Raw genomic sequence first — 16,134 nt, forward strand, 5'->3', positions numbered from 1 at the left:
GAACCGTGACCGACACCCTGCTCCCCGCGCTCGACCCCTCGACGCCCGCGCCCCTGCACGATCGCTCCGTGCGCAGCTTCGCGTCCGACAACTACTCCGGCGTGCACCCGGAGATCCTGACCGCGCTGGCGGCCGCCAACGAGGGCCACCAGGTGGCCTATGGGGACGACCAGTACACGGCCCGCCTGCTCGAGGTCATGGAACACCACTTCGGCACCGGCATCTCGATCTTCCCCGTGTTCAACGGCACCGGCGCCAATGTGTTGTCGCTGCAGTCGATCCTGCCGAGGTGGGGCGCGGTCGTGTGTCCGCAGACCGCCCACATCAACGTCGACGAGAACGCGGCCCCGGAACGCGTGGGTGGCATCAAGCTGCTCACCGTCCCCACCCCCGACGGCAAGCTCACGCCCGAGCTGATCGACCGCGAGGCGTGGGGCTGGGGGGACCAGCACCGTGCGCAGCCCCTCGCCGTCTCGATCACCCAGACCACCGAGCTCGGCACGCTGTACTCCGTCGCCGAGATCAGGGCCATCGCCGACCACTGCCACGCCCGCGGGATGCGCGTCCACATGGACGGAGCACGCCTGGCCAACGCCGCCGCAGCACTCGGACAGCCGCTGCGGGCCTTCACACGCGACGCCGGCGTCGACATCCTGTCCTTCGGCGGGACCAAGAACGGCCTCATGTTCGGCGAGTGCGTCGTCGTGCTGAACCAGGAGGCCTCGACCGGACTCGACTACCTGCGGAAGCTCAACATGCAGCTGGCGTCGAAGATGCGGTTCGTCTCGGCGCAGCTGATCGCCCTGCTCGAGGGCGATCTCTGGCTGCGGTCCGCCCAGCACGCGAACGCCATGGCGGCACGACTGACCGAGAAGGTACGCGGGATCGAGGGCGTCACGCTCACGCAGGAGACGGCTGCGAACGCCGTCTTCGCGATCCTCCCTCCTGGAGCGGCCGATCGCATCCGCGAGAGCTTCAGGTTCTACGACTGGGACCAGGCCACGGGCGAGGTGCGCTGGATGTGCTCGTTCGACACCACGGAGGAGGACGTCGACGCCTTCGTCGAGGCCATCCGGCGGGAGACCGCGGCCTGAGGACGTGACCGCCCATCCCTGCACCTCAGCGGTGTCGGGTGGGGACGGCCGGGGTTCCAGCGGCGGGAGCGGTGTCGGCGCGCCGCCCACATGGCCTCCTCGGATGGGCATAATCTGCGGGAATGAGTGCTCTCGGTGGTGTGTCGCAACTTCCCTCGGAGTTCTCCGACGCCCTCGACGGCTTGCGTTCCGCGCGTCGGCGCAGTGAGGTCCGCCTCGACGAGATCCCGGCGCCCGCGCGCCTCGCGCCCTTCGCCGTCGCCCTCGGCGCGGAGGTCTTCGACACGACGCCGGTGCCGCCGCCGCTCCACGGGCCGGCCCGCGCCCTCCTGCCGCCGCCGGAGGCGCAGGAACTCGCAACCGGCCGGTTCATCCTCCTCTACGATCCCGCTGGCTCCGCAGTGTGGAACGGACGCTTCCGCATCGTCACGTACATCCGCGCGCAGCTCGAACCGGACATGGGCAATGACGCCATGCTCGGTTCCGTCGCCTGGACCTGGCTCGTGGAGGCACTCGACAACCACGGGGCGCGGCACCACAGCACGGGCGGCACCACCACGCGCATCCTGTCGGAGAGCTACGGCACGCTCGAGGACCGCGCGGACACCATCGACATCGAGCTGCGTGCGTCCTGGTCACCCGGCTCCTCCGACGCGAGGCCCCACCTCGAGGCCTGGTCGGAGATGGTGTGCACCTTCGCGGGACTCCCGCCGCTCCCCCAGGGCGTGGCGCACCTGCCGCACCGCCGGTCCTGACCGCGATCCCGCGGCCGTCCGGACATTCCTGATTCCGCCGTCGTCACCCTCCGACAGGCACGGGGACCACCCGTTCTGCTCCGTCCTCGCCCCCGGCGCGGGGATAGACTGCAGGGACCATGACCGACACCTCCGAACACACGGAGAGCGCCACCGCCTCCTCTCCTGTCGACGACGCCACCGATGCACCCGGCATACCCGGTGATCCAGAGACGATCGACACCCCCGAAGCCCTCACCGTCCTCACCGAACCGCGCGACGGCGTGCCGTTGGTCATCGACACGATGGCGGGACTGGAGCGGGCGGCAGCAGCCCTCGCGGCAGGCTCGGGACCCGCGGGCGTGGACGCCGAGAGGGCGTCCGGCTTCAGGTACGGACAACGGGCGTTCCTCGTGCAGATCCGCCGTGAAGGTGCGGGAACATGGCTCATCGACCCCGAGCCCTTCGAGGACCTGCAGATCATCGACGACGCCCTCGAGGGTGTCGAGTGGATCCTGCACGCCGCCAGCCAGGACCTGCCGTGCCTGTCCGAGCTGCGCATGTGGCCGGACAGGCTGTTCGACACCGAACTCGCCGCGCGCCTCGCCGGGCTGCCCCGCGTGGGACTCGCAGCCGTCATCGAGTCGCAGCTGGGCTTCAGCCTCGCGAAGGAGCACTCCGCGGCCGACTGGTCGAAGCGGCCCCTGCCCGAGCCGTGGCTCCGGTACGCGGCGCTCGATGTCGAAGTGCTGACCGAGCTGCGGGACAAGCTCGCCGCCCTGCTGGAGCAGGACGGCAAACTCGCCATCGCCGAGGAGGAGTTCGAGCACATCCGTCGGACGCCGCCGGCAGAGCCCAGGATCGACCCCTGGCGCAGGACCTCCGGTCTCCATCAGCTGCGCGACCGCCGGCAGTTGGCGGCCGTCCGCGAGATGTGGACGGAGCGTGAGGAGCTCGCGCAGCGGCGCGACGTGGCCCCGGGTCGCCTCATCCCCGACTCGGCGATCATCGCGGCGGCCAGGGCCATGCCCGCGACCGTGCCGCAGCTGCTCGCCACGAAGGGCTTCCACGGCCGTGCAGCCCAGAAGGAGGCACCGCGCTGGCTCCGATGCATCGCCGACGCCCGGAAGGCCACGGACCTCCCGCCGCTGCACATCTCCACGAACGCGCCGCCCCCTCCGCGCATCTGGTCCGAGAAGGACCCGGAGGCGGCTGCGCGCCTCCAGACGGCCCGGCCCCGGATCGCCCAGCGCGCGGACGCCCTCGGCATGCCCGTGGAGAACCTCCTCACTCCGGACTACCTCAGGCGCATCGCCTGGCGTCCGCCCGCGGACATCACGCTCGACTCCGTCTCGACCGCCCTCGCGGAGCTGGGGGCGCGGCCCTGGCAGATCGAGCAGGTGGCGGCGGTCATCACGGTCGCGTTCCTCGATCCCGACCCCCTGCCCGCCCGCAACCAGCAGGGGCAGGACAGCCCTCCGGCCGAGTGAGCCGACGCCGCTCGGCGGGTCGGTTGCGCGCCATGTTACCCGCCAGTAACATTGCGCCGGATCGACAACCCCGAAGAGGAGCACACCCGTGAGCCAACCGACCGGCACCGCGTCAACCCGCAGTGCGTCACGAGCCGTCCGTGACGTCGTCTTCGTCGACGGAGTCCGCACTCCGTTCGGCAAGGCCGGCGAGAAGGGCATCTATGCCGGGCTGCGCGCCGACGACCTCGTGGTCAAGTGCATCCGCGACCTCCTCCGCCGCAACCCCACGCTGCCCCCCGAGCGCATCGACGACGTGGCGATCGCCGCCACGACCCAGACCGGCGACCAGGGGCTCACGATCGGTCGCACGGCCGCCCTCCTCGCGGGCCTCCCCCGGACGGTCCCCGGCTTCGCCATCGACCGCATGTGCGCGGGCGCCATGACCGCGGTGACCACGACGGCCTCGGGCATCGCGTTCGGGGCGTACGACGTCGTCATCGCGGGAGGAGTGGAGCACATGGGGAACCACCCCATGGGCTCCGGTGCCGACCCCAACCCGCGCTTCATGTCCGAGCGGATCGTGGACCCCGCTGCGCTGAACATGGGCAACACCGCGGAGAACCTGCACGACCGCTTCCCCGCGATCACGAAGGACCGCACCGACGCGTACGCCGTCCGCAGCCAGCAGAAGCTCGCCGCTGCCTACGCGGCCGGACAGATCCAGCCGGACCTCGTCCCGGTCTCGGGCAGGAAGCCGGGCGCCGGCTGGACCCTCAACACCGTCGACGAGCCGCCCCGACCCGGCACCACGCTGGAGGACCTGGCGTCACTGCGCACGCCCTTCCGCGCCCACGGCCGGGTCACGGCGGGCAACGCCGCCGGACTGAACGACGGCGCGACCGCCGCGCTCCTCGCCTCGGCCGATGCCGCCGTCGAGCTCGGCCTGCCCGCCCGCATGCGCCTCGTCGCGTACGCCTTCGCCGGCGTCGAACCCGAGGTCATGGGCATCGGACCCGTTCCCGCGACCGAGAAGGCGCTGCGACAAGCAGGGCTGGGCATCGAGGACATCGGGCTGTTCGAGATCAACGAGGCCTTCGCCGTGCAGGTGTTGAGCTTCCTCGACCACTTCGGCATCGAGGACGAGGATCCCCGCGTCAACCGCTACGGCGGCGCGATCGCCGTCGGGCACCCCCTGGCGTCCTCCGGGGTCCGTCTCATGAACCAGCTGGTTCGGCAGTTCGAGGAGGACCCGACGGTGCGCTACGGCATGACCACCATGTGCATCGGCCTCGGCATGGGTGCCACCGTCATCTGGGAGAACCCCCACCACGAGCACTACGGACAGGACGCAGCATGAGCTTCGAACGCTACGACGAACTGGCGCCGCTGGTGCCGACCGAGATCGTCACCCATTCCTACGTCCAGGACATCGATCTGCCGCAGGACGCCGGTGTCCTCGCGCTGATCACCCTCGACAACGACCTCGACCACGCGAAGCCCACCACCCTCGGGCCCACCACGCTGATCGAGTTCGGCCGCACCCTCGAGGGACTCAAGGAACGCGCGGCGCGCGGCGAGATCGCCGCCGTCGCGGTGACCGGCAAGCCCTACTTCCTCGTCGCCGGCGCCGACCTCAGCACCGTCAAGAGTGTGAAGTCGGAACACCTCGGCCGGCTGATGGCGGAACTCGGGCACGAGGCCTATGATCTCCTCGCGGACATGGGCGTGCCCAGCTTCGCGTTCATCAACGGCGTGGCGCTCGGTGGCGGCCTGGAGATCGCCCTCGCGGCGACCTACCGCACGGTCTCCACGGGCGCGAACGGCATCGGTCTGCCCGAGGCGTTCATCGGCCTCGTACCCGGCTGGGGTGGCGTCTACCGGCTTCCGCGCCTGATCGGCCCCGCCAACGCCGTGAAGGTGATGATCGAGAACCCGCTCAGCAACAACCGCAGCCTCGACGGCTCGGCCGCGTACCGGCTCGGGATCGCGGACGCCCTGTTCGAGCCCGCCGACTACCTCGAGCAGTCACTGCTGTGGGCAGCGCAGATCCTCCGGGGCCCCTCCGCAGCGGACGCCGTCGCCGAGCGCCGCGCGTCCACCGGAGCGTACGACGACGACGCCTGGAGGGGTGCCGTCGCTGCGGGACGAGCGTTCGTCGCGGCGAAGACCTCGAACGCCGCCCCCGCGCCGTCGCGCGTGCTCGACCTCCTCGAGGCCGGGTTGACGCTCACGCAGAAGGAATCGGCGGCAGCGGAATGCACGGCCCTGGCCGAGCTCATGCAGACGCCCGAGTTCCACGCCACGGTGTACGCGTTCCTCGACCTCGTACAGAAGCGCGGGAAGCGACCGGCCGGAGCGCCGGACAAGAAGCTCGCGCGGCCCGTGTCGAAGGTCGGGGTGGTGGGCGCCGGACTCATGGCGAGCCAGCTCGCCCTGCTGTTCGCCCGGCAGCTGAAGGTGCCCGTCGTGATGACGGACATCGACCAGACCCGCGTGGACAAGGGCGTGGCGTACGTGCACGCGGAGATCGAGAAGATGCTCGGCCGGAAACGGCTCACGCAGGACGCCGCGAACCGGACGAAGGCCCTCGTCACCGGGTCCGTGTCCAAGGACGTCTTCGCGGACGCCGACCTCGTGATCGAGGCCGTGTTCGAGGAGCTGTCGGTCAAGAAGCAGGTCTTCGCCGAGGTCGAGGCCGTCGTCTCCGACGAGTGCATCCTCGCGACGAACACCTCCTCGTTGTCCGTAGCCGAGATGGCCGCCGACCTGCGTCACCCGGAACGCGTGGTGGGCTTCCACTTCTTCAACCCCGTGGCCGCGATGCCCCTGCTCGAGGTGGTGCGCGCACCGAGGACGGACGCCGCCGTCCTCGCCACGGCCTTCGTGCTCGCCAAGGGGCTCAAGAAGAACGCGGTGCTCGTGCAGGACGCCCCCGCCTTCGTGGTCAACCGGATCCTCGGCCGCATGTTCGGTGAGATCACCGCCGTGTTCGACGAGGGGACGGACGCGGAGACGGCCGACAACGCGCTCCGCCCCATGGGCCTGCCGATGACACCCTTCAGGTTGCTCGCCCTCGTGGGGCTGCCCGTGGGCCAGCACGTCCAGGAATCGCTGCACGCAGCCTTCGGCGAGAGGTTCCACGTCTCGGAGAACCAGCAGAAACTCATCGACGCCGGCGTGAAGGGTCTGTGGGAGAAGCAGGCGGACGGCTCGGAGATCGTGTCCGACGCAACTCTCGCGCTCATGCAGCGCGGTGACTCGCCGTCCTCCGCGGACCAGGTTCTGCGCCGGACGCAGGACGCCCTCGCCGACGAGATCGGGCGCATGCTCGCCGAGGGTGTCGTCGCGGCCCCCGAGGACATCGACCTGTGCATGATCATGGGCGCGGGCTGGCCCATGCACCTCGGTGGCATCACGCCGTACCTCGATCGGGTGGGCGCCTCCGAGCGGGTCAACGGTTCGACGTTCCACCGGGATCGAGGAGTTGTGCTCCCCGAGTAGCGTCCCTGACGGCGATCCGGTCCGCGCAGTGCTTCTTTCAGGAGCGGGTCCGGAGGTGGTCCGTGAACCAGCGCGTGAGCAGGCGACTCGACGCATGGTGCCTGCCAGGTGTGGAGTGTTCGCGCTCATGCAGGGTCTTCACCTCGGCTGGCGCGTCATTGACCGCGAGGAAGCGGGTGAGCGGGCACATCTCGGGGTCGAGAGGGTGCGGGGCAGCCAGTCGGGAGAACTGCCAGTGATAGGCGAGAGCTCCGAGGAAGGTCTGGATCGGGGATCGGTGGAGTACCAGTTCGAACGAGTCAAACCACTCCAGGCAGTCCGCAGGAGCCATCGGCTTGGCGAGGTAGTATCCCTGCCCGAGCGGCGCCCCGAGGATGATCGCCGCTTCCGTGATCGACTGGTCCTCGAGTCCTTCGATGACGACCGTCATCCCCAGGTCCCTGCCCATCTGCAGGAGGGTCGCCATGACGCTGAGCGTCTCCAGTGGGCGATCACCCACGTGCTCGAACAGTCCGCGGTCGAGCTTGATCGCACTGAAGGGAAAGGATGACAAGCGCTGCAGGCTACTGTATCCGGACCCGAGATCGTCCATGGCGAGACGGACGCCGAGTCCTGCGAGGTCCTGCAGGGCCGAGCGTTGTGCCTCCAACCCCATGCTCGTCGACTCCAGGAGCTCGAGGCCGAGTCCGCCCGGCTCGATGCCGTGCTTGAGGAGCAACTGTTCGACGAGCGCAGGCACAGTGGGGTCCTTCAGAAGTTCCGGCGGCAGGTTCACCGCCACATTGGGCCGGACACCAGGTCGGTCCCAGTGGGCGATGAAGCTCAAGGCCTGCTCCAGGACATCCTCGAACAATCCGTGAAGCTCCGCCGCCCCGAGGTGCGGGAGGAACTCGTCAGGAGCGACCAACCGGCCGCTGGGTAGCTCGAGCCGAGCCAAGGCCTCGAACAACTCCACGGACCCATCGCGAAGATTGACGAGGGGCTGGTAATGGACCACGGTCTTCAGGGGGGTCAGGGTGTCCCAGGATTCACCTGCACGGTGCAGCCCGCGGGAGTCAGCACCCGACAGGACGCCGATGCGTTCCACCGGCCCGGCCGGCACATCGCCGTGCTCGCCCTGGTCGGCAACCTCCCACCATGAGTCGCCGTCCTGGCCGTGTCGTCCCTTCGCCCTGTAGAGAGCCTCATCAGCGGATCGAAGGATGGAGCGGGTCGCGATCCCACCCACCGGCACCAATGCGATACCCATGCTCATCCCGATCCGGAGCTCCTGGTCCTCCACCCTGAAGGGCTTCTCCACCGCCTCGTGAATCGGGGCGAGCAGCTCCCGTAGATTGTGGTGCGCTGTTCCCCGGTCGATATCCCTGAGGATGAGGATGAACTCGTCACCGCCCATCCTGGCCAGGACGTCGCCGTCCCGTAGGCGGGCAAGCACGCGTGCGGACCATTGCTGCAACACTGCATCACCGGCCGCATGCCCGTGGCTGTTGTTGACCAGACGGAAGTCATCGAGGTCGATCAAGCAGATCGCTGCGGTCTCCGATCGGCTGGTGGCGACTCTCATGGCGTCATCGATGGCCTGTTCAGCGGTGATCCGGTTCGGCAGACCTGTCATGTGATCATGCAGAGCCTGGTTCCGTAGCTGCTGCACGTCGGCGACCTTATTGGTGATGTCGCGCTGAACGCTGACATAGTGCGTGATCGAGTGATCTGCGCCGGCCCGCACCGGAATGATCTTCAGGGCGGTCCAGAGCGCCGAACCGTCCTTCCGGTAGTTCAGCACCTGCCCCTCGAAGACCCCACCGGAGGCGATGGTCTCCCGCATCTGACGTCGCGTCCCAGGATCGGTGCCCGGTCCCTGCAGGACCTGACAGTTCATTCCGAGCAGGTCCACCTGTTCGTAGCCGGTCATGGCCGTGAACGAGGGCGAGACGTACGTGATCCACTGATCGGCGTCGGTGATCAGCGCGACGTCCGCAGCGGCCAGCATGGCCGCCCTGATGACGTCGTCGGCCACCTGTTCCCCGGCACCGTGCCGGCCATCAAGGAACTCCTGTTCCGTCGACGAGTTCATCGTTCCCCTCCGTCGACATCCCACCATGGGCGTCGAGCACTGTGACGGACGCAGCGTCTGTGCTGGCCTGTGGCCGAGACTACAAGGAAGATGTTCCCGCTGTACGAAGTGGACACCCTCCCGCCGCTGGTACCGCTCAATCCTGCACAGTTCCTGCGCAACATCACCGGTCAGCATCACTCAAGCGCAGTGTCGACGCCCGATGCGCGTTCCTACGCGGCGGGTTGCGGGAAGATCCGGTCGAGCTCGGCGAGGTCCTCATCGGTGGGTACCCACTCCGTGGCAGCGGCATTCTGCCGGACCTGCTCCGGCGTCGTCGCTCCGGCGATCACGGACCCGACCGACGGCTGGGCCGCGAGCCAGGAGAACGCCACCTGCACTTCCGAGACCCCGCGCTCGGCAGCGAACGCCAAGTAGGCCTCCAGCTGGTCCCAGTCGGCGGTCTCCAGCACGTTCTGCCGTGAGTGCGTCAGGCGGCTCCCGGCGGGCACCTCGTTCCGCCGGTACTTGCCCGTGAGGAGACCGTTCGCGAGCGGGAAATAGGGCAGCACGCCGAGGCCGTAGGCCTCCACGGCGGGCACCACCTCGCGCTCGAGCCGCCGGTCGAGCAGGCTGTAGGGGTTCTGTGCCGAGATGAACGGGGTGTACCCGCCGCTACGGGCGGTGAACTCCGCCTCGGCGATCTGCCAGCCCGCGAAGTTCGAGTGCCCGAGGTACCGCACCTTGCCGCTCGTGACGAGGTCGTCCAGGGCCGCGAGCGTCTCCTCTATGGGCGTCAGGGCATCGGGGGCGTGGTACTGGTACAGGTCGATCCAGTCGGTGCCCAGACGCCGGAGGGATGCCTCGGCGGCCCGGACGATGTAGCGCCGCGACCCCCGGGCGTTCCAGTCGGGGCCGTTGACGCCACCCATGTCCAGACCGAACTTCGTGGCCAGGACCACGTCCTCGCGTCGGGCACCGAGCGCGACGCCCAACTGCGTCTCACTGACACCCGGAGCCTTGCCGTACATGTCGGCCACGTCGAAGAGGGTGATCCCGGCGTCGAGGGCCGCGTGGACGACGGCGTCGGTGCCCTCCTGGGACTCGGAGGTTGTGCCGGCCCGGCCGAGGTTGTTGCAGCCGAGCCCGACGGTGGAGACGCTGAGGCCGGAAGCGCCCAGTCTGCGGTAGGTCATCATGCGCCTGACCCTACCAAAACAGTTGCCCGGGGCACACGGCTAGCAGGAAGAAGCAGCGAACGGGTGGCGCGATCAGGCGAACCAGATGCCGATCTCGCGCTCAGCCGACTCGGCCGAATCGGAACCGTGCACCAGGTTCTGCTGCACCGTGACGCCCCAGTCGCGGCCGAAGTCCCCGCGGATGGTGCCGGGTGCCGCCGTCGTCGGCTCCGTGGTTCCCGCGAGCGAGCGGAATCCCTCGATGACGCGCTGGCCCTCGAAGACCGCGGCGACGATCGGTCCGCTGAGCATGAACTCGACGAGCGGCTCGAAGAACGGCTTGCCCACGTGCTCCGCGTAGTGCTGCTCCAGCACCTCGCGGGTGGCGTGCACCCGCTGCAGCTCGGCGAGGGTGTAGCCCTTCGCCTCGATGCGCGACAGGATGGTGCCGGTCAGGCCGCGGGACACGCCGTCGGGCTTGACGAGGACAAGGGTGCGCTCAACGCTCATGGGGTGCTCCTGGGGTGGGCGCCGCCGTGGGCGGCGCGTGATCGTGACGGGTGGTCTCGCCTCCGACTCTACTAAACCGCCGCTACTCGGGGTTCGCCTTCTCCCACTCCGCCTGCAGGCGGTCCCGCTCCACGTTCTCGCGGTCCACGCGCATGCCCTGCCGGATGCCGTAGAACCAGGTGATCGCGAATGCGAGCCCGACGACGAACATGGCCGGTTCGAGGAACCCGCCGGCGATGATCACGAGCTGCAGCACCCACCCGAGGCCGATCCCCCAGGGCTTGGTGACGACGGCGCAGGTGAGGACCAGCACCACGCTCAGCACGAGACCGCACGTGAGGATGAGGGCGGGGTCGATCTCGTCCCGCCGCAGACCGAACACGGTCAGGGTGGCGAAGAAGACGACGAACGCTTCGAGCAGCAGGACCGTGGAGGCGAACATCACCTTCGTGGACCGGCGCTTCTTCGGCATCCCCGGCCTCCACTCACGCTGCGCCTTCGTGAGGCGTCGTTCCTTGCGTGCCATCGTGACCGCCTACTTCCCTAGGAGCGTGCGGGCTTCCCCGACCACCGTGATGGAGCCCGTGACGAGGATGCCGCCCGCGAGGTCATTGTTCTCCTCGGCCTTCATGACCGCCCACTCGAGCGCGTCGTCGAGTCCGGGGAGGATGGTGATGTTCTCCTCCGCGAAGCCCGCGGACAGGGCGGCCTGCAGGAGATCGGCGGCGGGGACGGACCGCGGCGAGGTGGACTGCGTCAGGCAGACGTCGGACAGGATGCCGCCGAGTTCCTCGTGCAGCTCGGCGAGCATGCCCGCGGCGTCCTTGTCCTGCAGGGCGCCGATCACGAGGACGAGCCGCGTGAAGTCGAAGGCCTCAGTGATGCCGCGCGCGGCGGCGCGGGCCCCGGCAGGGTTGTGGGCGGCGTCGACGATGATGCTCGGGGCTGTGCGCACCACTTCCAGGCGGCCGGGCGAGGTCACGGCGCGCAGTCCGTTACGGACGAGCGTCGTGTCCAGCTCCCGCTCCCCGCCCCCGAGGAACGCCTCGACGGCGGCCACGGCGAGGGCCGCGTTCTCCGCCTGATGCTCGCCGTGCAGCGGCACGAGCAGCTCCCCGTACCGGCCGGCGAGGCCCGTCAGCGACACGACCTGCCCGCCGACGGCGACCGTCCGCGACTCGACGCCGAACTCGACACCTTCGAAGCGGAACTCGGCACCGACCTCACGCGCGCGCTCGAGCAACACCTGCGCGGCGTCACGGGGCTGGATGGCGCTGACCAGGAAGGCGCCCGGCTTGATGATCCCCGCCTTCTCGAGGGCGATGTCCTCGACGGTGTCGCCGAGCAGCTCCGTGTGGTCGAGGCTGATGGGCGTGACGACGGCGACCTGCCCGTCCCCGACGTTCGTGGCGTCGGTGATGCCGCCCAGTCCCACCTCGATGACCCCGACGTCGATCGGCTCGTCGGCGAAGATCGCGAAGGCCAGGATGGTCAGGCACTCGAAGTAGGTCAGGCGCGGTTCGCCGGCCACGAGCAGCTCGCCGTCGACGATGTCCAGGTAGGGCTTGATCTCGTCCCAGACCCGCACGAAGGTCGCGTCGGTAACGGGCTCGCCGTCGATGCTGATGCGCTCGGTGACCTTGGAGAGGTGGGGGCTGGTGAAGCGCCCGGTCCGGAGGTCGTGCGCCAGCAGGATGCTCTCGATCATGCGTGCCGTGGACGTCTTGCCGTTGGTCCCGGTGATGTGGATGATCGGGAACGCCCTGTTGGGCTCCCCGAGGATCTCCATGACGCGGCGCAGCGGCGCCATGCGCGGCTCCATCCGGTGCTCCGGCGCGCGGCTCAGCAGCTCGGCGTAGACGCTCTCCACGGCGAAGGGGTCCACGCGGGGGACGTACGACGACTCGGGCTCGGAATCGCTCCCTGCGGCCCCGTCCATGTCCTCGGTGCCGTCCATGCCGTCCATGTCCTCGGTGCCGTCCATGTCGTCCGTGTCCTCGTGGTCGTTCCTGTCATCCATTCTGCTGCTCCTGCTTCCGGACGGTGATGCTGAAGTCCCTGTCGGTTCCCTCGACGGCCTCGATGGAGAGCTCCACCGTCAGCGTCTCGGCGTTGATGAGACCGGTGTTCGCCTCGAGGGCGGCAGCCTGGTCGGGCGTGGCGACGACGTGCGTGACGATGCGGTCGCTGATGTCGAGATCGGCGTCCCGGCGGGCCTGCTGGATCGCACGGATCGCGTCCCTGGCCGTTCCTTCGGCCGCGAGCTCGGGGGTGACCTCGGTGTCGAGCACCAGGAAGCCGCCGCCCGGCAGGACGGTCACGGCCTTCGACGCGGCGTCGTTGCCCTCCACCACGGTATCGAGCGTGTACTCGTGCGGCTCGAGGGCGAGGCCGCCCGCGGTCACGCCGCCGTCGTCGTCGACCCGCCAGTCCCCCGACTTGGCGGCCTTGATGGCGGCCTGCACGGTCTTCCCGAGGCGCGGACCGGCGGCGCGTGCGTTGACCACGAGCCGCTGGGAGATGCCGAACTCGGCGGGCTCGGCATCGGCCGAGTCCACGAGGCGCACGCCCTTCAGGTTCAGCTCGTCGGCGATGATCGCCTGGAACTGGCCCGCGAGGCCCTCGACACCGGGCGCGACGACGGTGAGCTCGCGCAGCGGCAGGCGCACCCGCAGGTTCGCGGCCTTCCGCAGGCTCGATCCGACCGAGCACACCTGGCGGGTGCGGTCCATCTGCTCCACGAGCTCGGGGGCTGCCGGGAACGACGACGTGTCCGGCCAGTCGGTGAGGTGCACCGATCGGCCGCCGGTCAGGCCGCGCCAGATCTCCTCGGTCACGAGCGGCAGCAGCGGTGCGGCGACGCGGCAGACGGCCTCGAGGCACGTGTAGAGGACGTCGAACGCGTCCGTGTCCTCCTCGAAGAACCGCTGGCGGCTCCGCCGGACGTACCAGTTGGTGAGCGTGTCCAGGTAGCGGCGCAGCGATTCGCAGGCGTCGCTGATGGTGAAGGCGTCCAAGGACACCGTGAGGTCACGCACCAGGTTGCCCGTGTTGGCGAGGATGTAGCGGTCGATGGGTTCAGGGAGCTGTGCCGCGGCCTCGGCCGTGACCGTCTTCGCCTCGTACCCCTGCCCGCCGCTCGCCGCGTTGGTGTACAGGCCGAAGAAGTGCCAGACGTTCCACAGGGGCAGGATGACCTGGCGTACGCCGTCACGGATACCCTGCTCGGTGACCACGAGGTTCCCGCCGCGGAGGATCGGCGAGGCCATGAGGAACCAGCGCATGGCGTCGGAGCCGTCGCGATCGAACACCTCGGACACGTCCGGGTAGTTGCGGAGGCTCTTGGACATCTTCTGCCCGTCCGAGCCGAGCACGATCCCGTGGCTGATGACGTTGCGGAACGCCGGCCGGTCGAAGAGCGCCGTGGACAGGATGTGCAGCATGTAGAACCAGCCGCGTGTCTGCCCGATGTACTCGACGATGAAATCAGCGGGATTGTGGGTGTCGAACCACTGCTCGTTCTCGAACGGGTAGTGCACCTGGCCGTAGGGCATGGAACCGGAGTCGAACCAGACGTCCAGGACGTCCTCGACGCGGCGCATGGTGGACCGGCCCGTGGGGTCGTCCGGGTTGGGGCGCGTGAGCTCGTCGATGAAGGGGCGGTGGAGGTCCACTTCGCCCTGCTTGTTCACCGGCAGGCGGCCGAAGTCGGCCTTCAGCTCGGCCAGCGAGCCGTACACGTCGGTGCGCGGGTACTCGGGGTCGTCCGACTGCCACACCGGGATGGGGCTGCCCCAGAAACGGTTGCGGCTGATGGACCAGTCGCGTGCGTTCGAGAGCCAGGTGCCGAACTGGCCGTCCTTGACGTTGCCGGGGATCCAGGTGATGTCCTGGTTGAGCTCGACCATGCGGTCCCGAATCTTCGTCACCTCGACGTACCAGGAGGACACGGCGCGGTAGATCAGCGGGTTGCGGCAGCGCCAGCAGTGCGGGTAGCTGTGCACGTAGCTGGCCTGGCGGACAAGACGGCCCTCGGACTTCAGGACGCGCGTGATGATCCTGTTGGCCTCGAAGACCTGCAGGCCCACGATCTCGGCCAGCGGTCCGCGGCCGAACACGGGCAGGAACTTCGCGCCCTCGTCGACGGAGAGGATCACCTGGATGCCGGCGTCCTCGCAGACCTTCTGGTCCTCCTCGCCGTAGGCGGGCGCCTGGTGCACCAGCCCGGTGCCGTCCGTCGTCGTGACGTAGTCCGCCACGAGGATCCGGAAGGCGTTGCGGTAGCCGCCCTCCTCCGGATCGGCGAGGTAGTCCCAGAGGGGCTCGTAGGTGAGCCCTTCCAGCTCGCTGCCGAGGTGGCGGGAGACGACGGCGTCCCGTGCCGCGGCAGCGTCGGCGAACCCGAGGTCCTTGGCGTAGTTCCCGAGCAGGTTCTCGGCGATCAGGTACCGCTCGCTCACCGAGTCACGCTCGCCCTCGACGACGGCGTAGGTGATGTGGGGCCCGACGGCGAGCGCCGCGTTGGTGGGCAGGGTCCACGGCGTGGTGGTCCAGGCGAGCGCCTGGACGCCGGCGAGCTGCTGCGACAGGGCTGATTCGCCCGCGAGGAGCGGGAAGGTCACGGTGACGGTCTGGTCCTGACGGTCCTGGTAGACGTCCTCGTCCATGCGCAGCTCGTGGTTGGACAGCGGGGTCTCGTCGTTCCAGCAGTACGGCAGCACGCGGTAGCCGTTGTAGGTGAGGCCCTTCTCGTGGAGCGTCTTGAACGCCCAGAGGACGGACTCCATGTACTCGGGGTTCAGCGTCTTGTAGTCGTTGTCGAAGTCCACCCAGCGTGCCTGGCGGGTCACGTAGTCCCGCCACTCCCCCGCGTACTTCATGACGGAGGCGCGTGCGGCGTCGTTGAAGGCGTCGATGCCCATGGCGACGATCTGCTGCTTGTCGGTCATCCCCAGCTGCTTCATCGCCTCGAGTTCGGCGGGCAGCCCGTGGGTGTCCCACCCGAAGCGGCGCTCCACGCGGCGGCCGCGCTGGGTCTGGTAGCGCCCCACGAGGTCCTTGGCGTATCCGGTGAGGAGGTGACCGTAGTGCGGGAGGCCGTTGGCGAACGGGGGGCCGTCGTAGAAGACGAACTCGTTGGAGCCGTCCGTGCCGGCGTCCCGCTGGTCGATGGAGGCCTGGAAGGTGCCGTCCTGCTGCCAGTAGCGGAGCACGCGCTCCTCGAGCTCGGGGAAGCGGGGGGAGGCGGTGGCGCCCTGTGACGGCGTCGCGGCGTCGTCGGACGTGGCTCGGGGGTAGATCTGCGGCATGGTTCTCATCCTGTGTGCGGCGGCGTGGGTGGTGCAGGAGTCCTGCCGTGAGGACGGGTACCTGTTCCACCCCGACCGGTTGCCTGTCCGGTCGCGGAGGTCCTGGACCCGCGGTACCACCTCACTTGCCGCCGTCGCCGCCGTACCGCTCGTCGCGGTCGGGGCGGGGCTGCCGCTCGTTCGCAGGCTGTGACGGGCCTCCCCGTCCGGTTCTACTGGTCCGCCGGGACGGACGTTCTTCCGGAAGCTCACCGGTGATGGCCGGGTCCACGCTGGTGCCTGC

The 16,134-nt window shown here is 69.2% G+C and carries 12 protein-coding genes; 6 read left to right on the forward strand and 6 right to left on the reverse strand.

From position 1 onward, the window contains the following. Nucleotides 1-5: 5 nt before the first annotated feature. From AC4D16_RS02265 to AC4D16_RS02285, 5 genes are all read left to right on the forward strand, one after another. Nucleotides 6-1,094, forward strand: a complete 1,089-nt coding sequence (locus tag AC4D16_RS02265) for a threonine aldolase family protein (protein WP_490949065.1) — start codon at nucleotides 6-8, stop codon at nucleotides 1,092-1,094. Between the two features lie 122 nt (nucleotides 1,095-1,216). Next, complete coding sequence (locus tag AC4D16_RS02270; protein ID WP_490949064.1) at nucleotides 1,217-1,849, forward strand: DUF3000 domain-containing protein; 633 nt, start codon at nucleotides 1,217-1,219, stop codon at nucleotides 1,847-1,849. 119 nt (nucleotides 1,850-1,968) lie between these two features. After that, the gene (locus AC4D16_RS02275; protein ID WP_490953795.1) at nucleotides 1,969-3,318 is read left to right on the forward strand and encodes an HRDC domain-containing protein; all 1,350 of its coding nucleotides are present in this window, start codon (nucleotides 1,969-1,971) and stop codon (nucleotides 3,316-3,318) included. 88 nt (nucleotides 3,319-3,406) lie between these two features. Next, nucleotides 3,407-4,657 (forward strand): thiolase family protein, encoded by a 1,251-nt coding sequence (locus tag AC4D16_RS02280; RefSeq protein ID WP_490953796.1) that lies wholly within the window; start codon nucleotides 3,407-3,409, stop codon nucleotides 4,655-4,657. Continuing rightward, complete coding sequence (locus AC4D16_RS02285; protein ID WP_490953797.1) at nucleotides 4,654-6,801, forward strand: 3-hydroxyacyl-CoA dehydrogenase NAD-binding domain-containing protein; 2,148 nt, start codon at nucleotides 4,654-4,656, stop codon at nucleotides 6,799-6,801. The genes AC4D16_RS02280 and AC4D16_RS02285 overlap by 4 nt, the downstream gene beginning before the upstream one ends. Nucleotides 6,802-6,838: 37 nt before the next feature. Here the strand turns inward: AC4D16_RS02285 and AC4D16_RS02290 are convergent, their stop codons facing one another. The 6 genes from AC4D16_RS02290 to ileS form a co-directional block, all read right to left on the reverse strand. After that, nucleotides 6,839-8,875, reverse strand: coding sequence for a putative bifunctional diguanylate cyclase/phosphodiesterase (locus AC4D16_RS02290; RefSeq protein ID WP_490953798.1), 2,037 nt, complete (start codon nucleotides 8,873-8,875; stop codon nucleotides 6,839-6,841). A gap of 212 nt (nucleotides 8,876-9,087) precedes the next feature. Further along, nucleotides 9,088-10,053 carry an aldo/keto reductase gene (locus tag AC4D16_RS02295; protein WP_490953799.1) on the reverse strand — a complete coding sequence of 322 codons (966 nt, stop codon included), beginning with the start codon at nucleotides 10,051-10,053 and terminating at the stop codon, nucleotides 9,088-9,090. A gap of 72 nt (nucleotides 10,054-10,125) precedes the next feature. Further along, complete coding sequence (ndk, locus tag AC4D16_RS02300) at nucleotides 10,126-10,542, reverse strand: nucleoside-diphosphate kinase (RefSeq protein ID WP_490953800.1); 417 nt, start codon at nucleotides 10,540-10,542, stop codon at nucleotides 10,126-10,128. A gap of 82 nt (nucleotides 10,543-10,624) precedes the next feature. Further along, nucleotides 10,625-11,068: a DUF4233 domain-containing protein gene (locus AC4D16_RS02305; RefSeq protein ID WP_490949057.1), complete on the reverse strand. Its 444-nt coding sequence runs from the start codon at nucleotides 11,066-11,068 to the stop codon at nucleotides 10,625-10,627. 9 nt (nucleotides 11,069-11,077) lie between these two features. Then, nucleotides 11,078-12,481, reverse strand: coding sequence for a bifunctional folylpolyglutamate synthase/dihydrofolate synthase (locus AC4D16_RS02310; RefSeq protein WP_490954655.1), 1,404 nt, complete (start codon nucleotides 12,479-12,481; stop codon nucleotides 11,078-11,080). A 73-nt stretch (nucleotides 12,482-12,554) separates the two neighbouring features. Then, nucleotides 12,555-15,851, reverse strand: a complete 3,297-nt coding sequence (ileS, locus tag AC4D16_RS02315; RefSeq protein WP_490953801.1) for an isoleucine--tRNA ligase — start codon at nucleotides 15,849-15,851, stop codon at nucleotides 12,555-12,557. On the opposite strand from ileS, the gene AC4D16_RS02320 reads away from it, so the two are divergent. After that, the gene (locus AC4D16_RS02320) at nucleotides 15,850-16,044 is read left to right on the forward strand and encodes a hypothetical protein (RefSeq protein ID WP_490949055.1); all 195 of its coding nucleotides are present in this window, start codon (nucleotides 15,850-15,852) and stop codon (nucleotides 16,042-16,044) included. The genes ileS and AC4D16_RS02320 overlap by 2 nt on opposite strands. Nucleotides 16,045-16,134 lie beyond the last annotated feature (90 nt).

This window comes from Arthrobacter sp. TJ-236, from assembly GCF_058269235.1.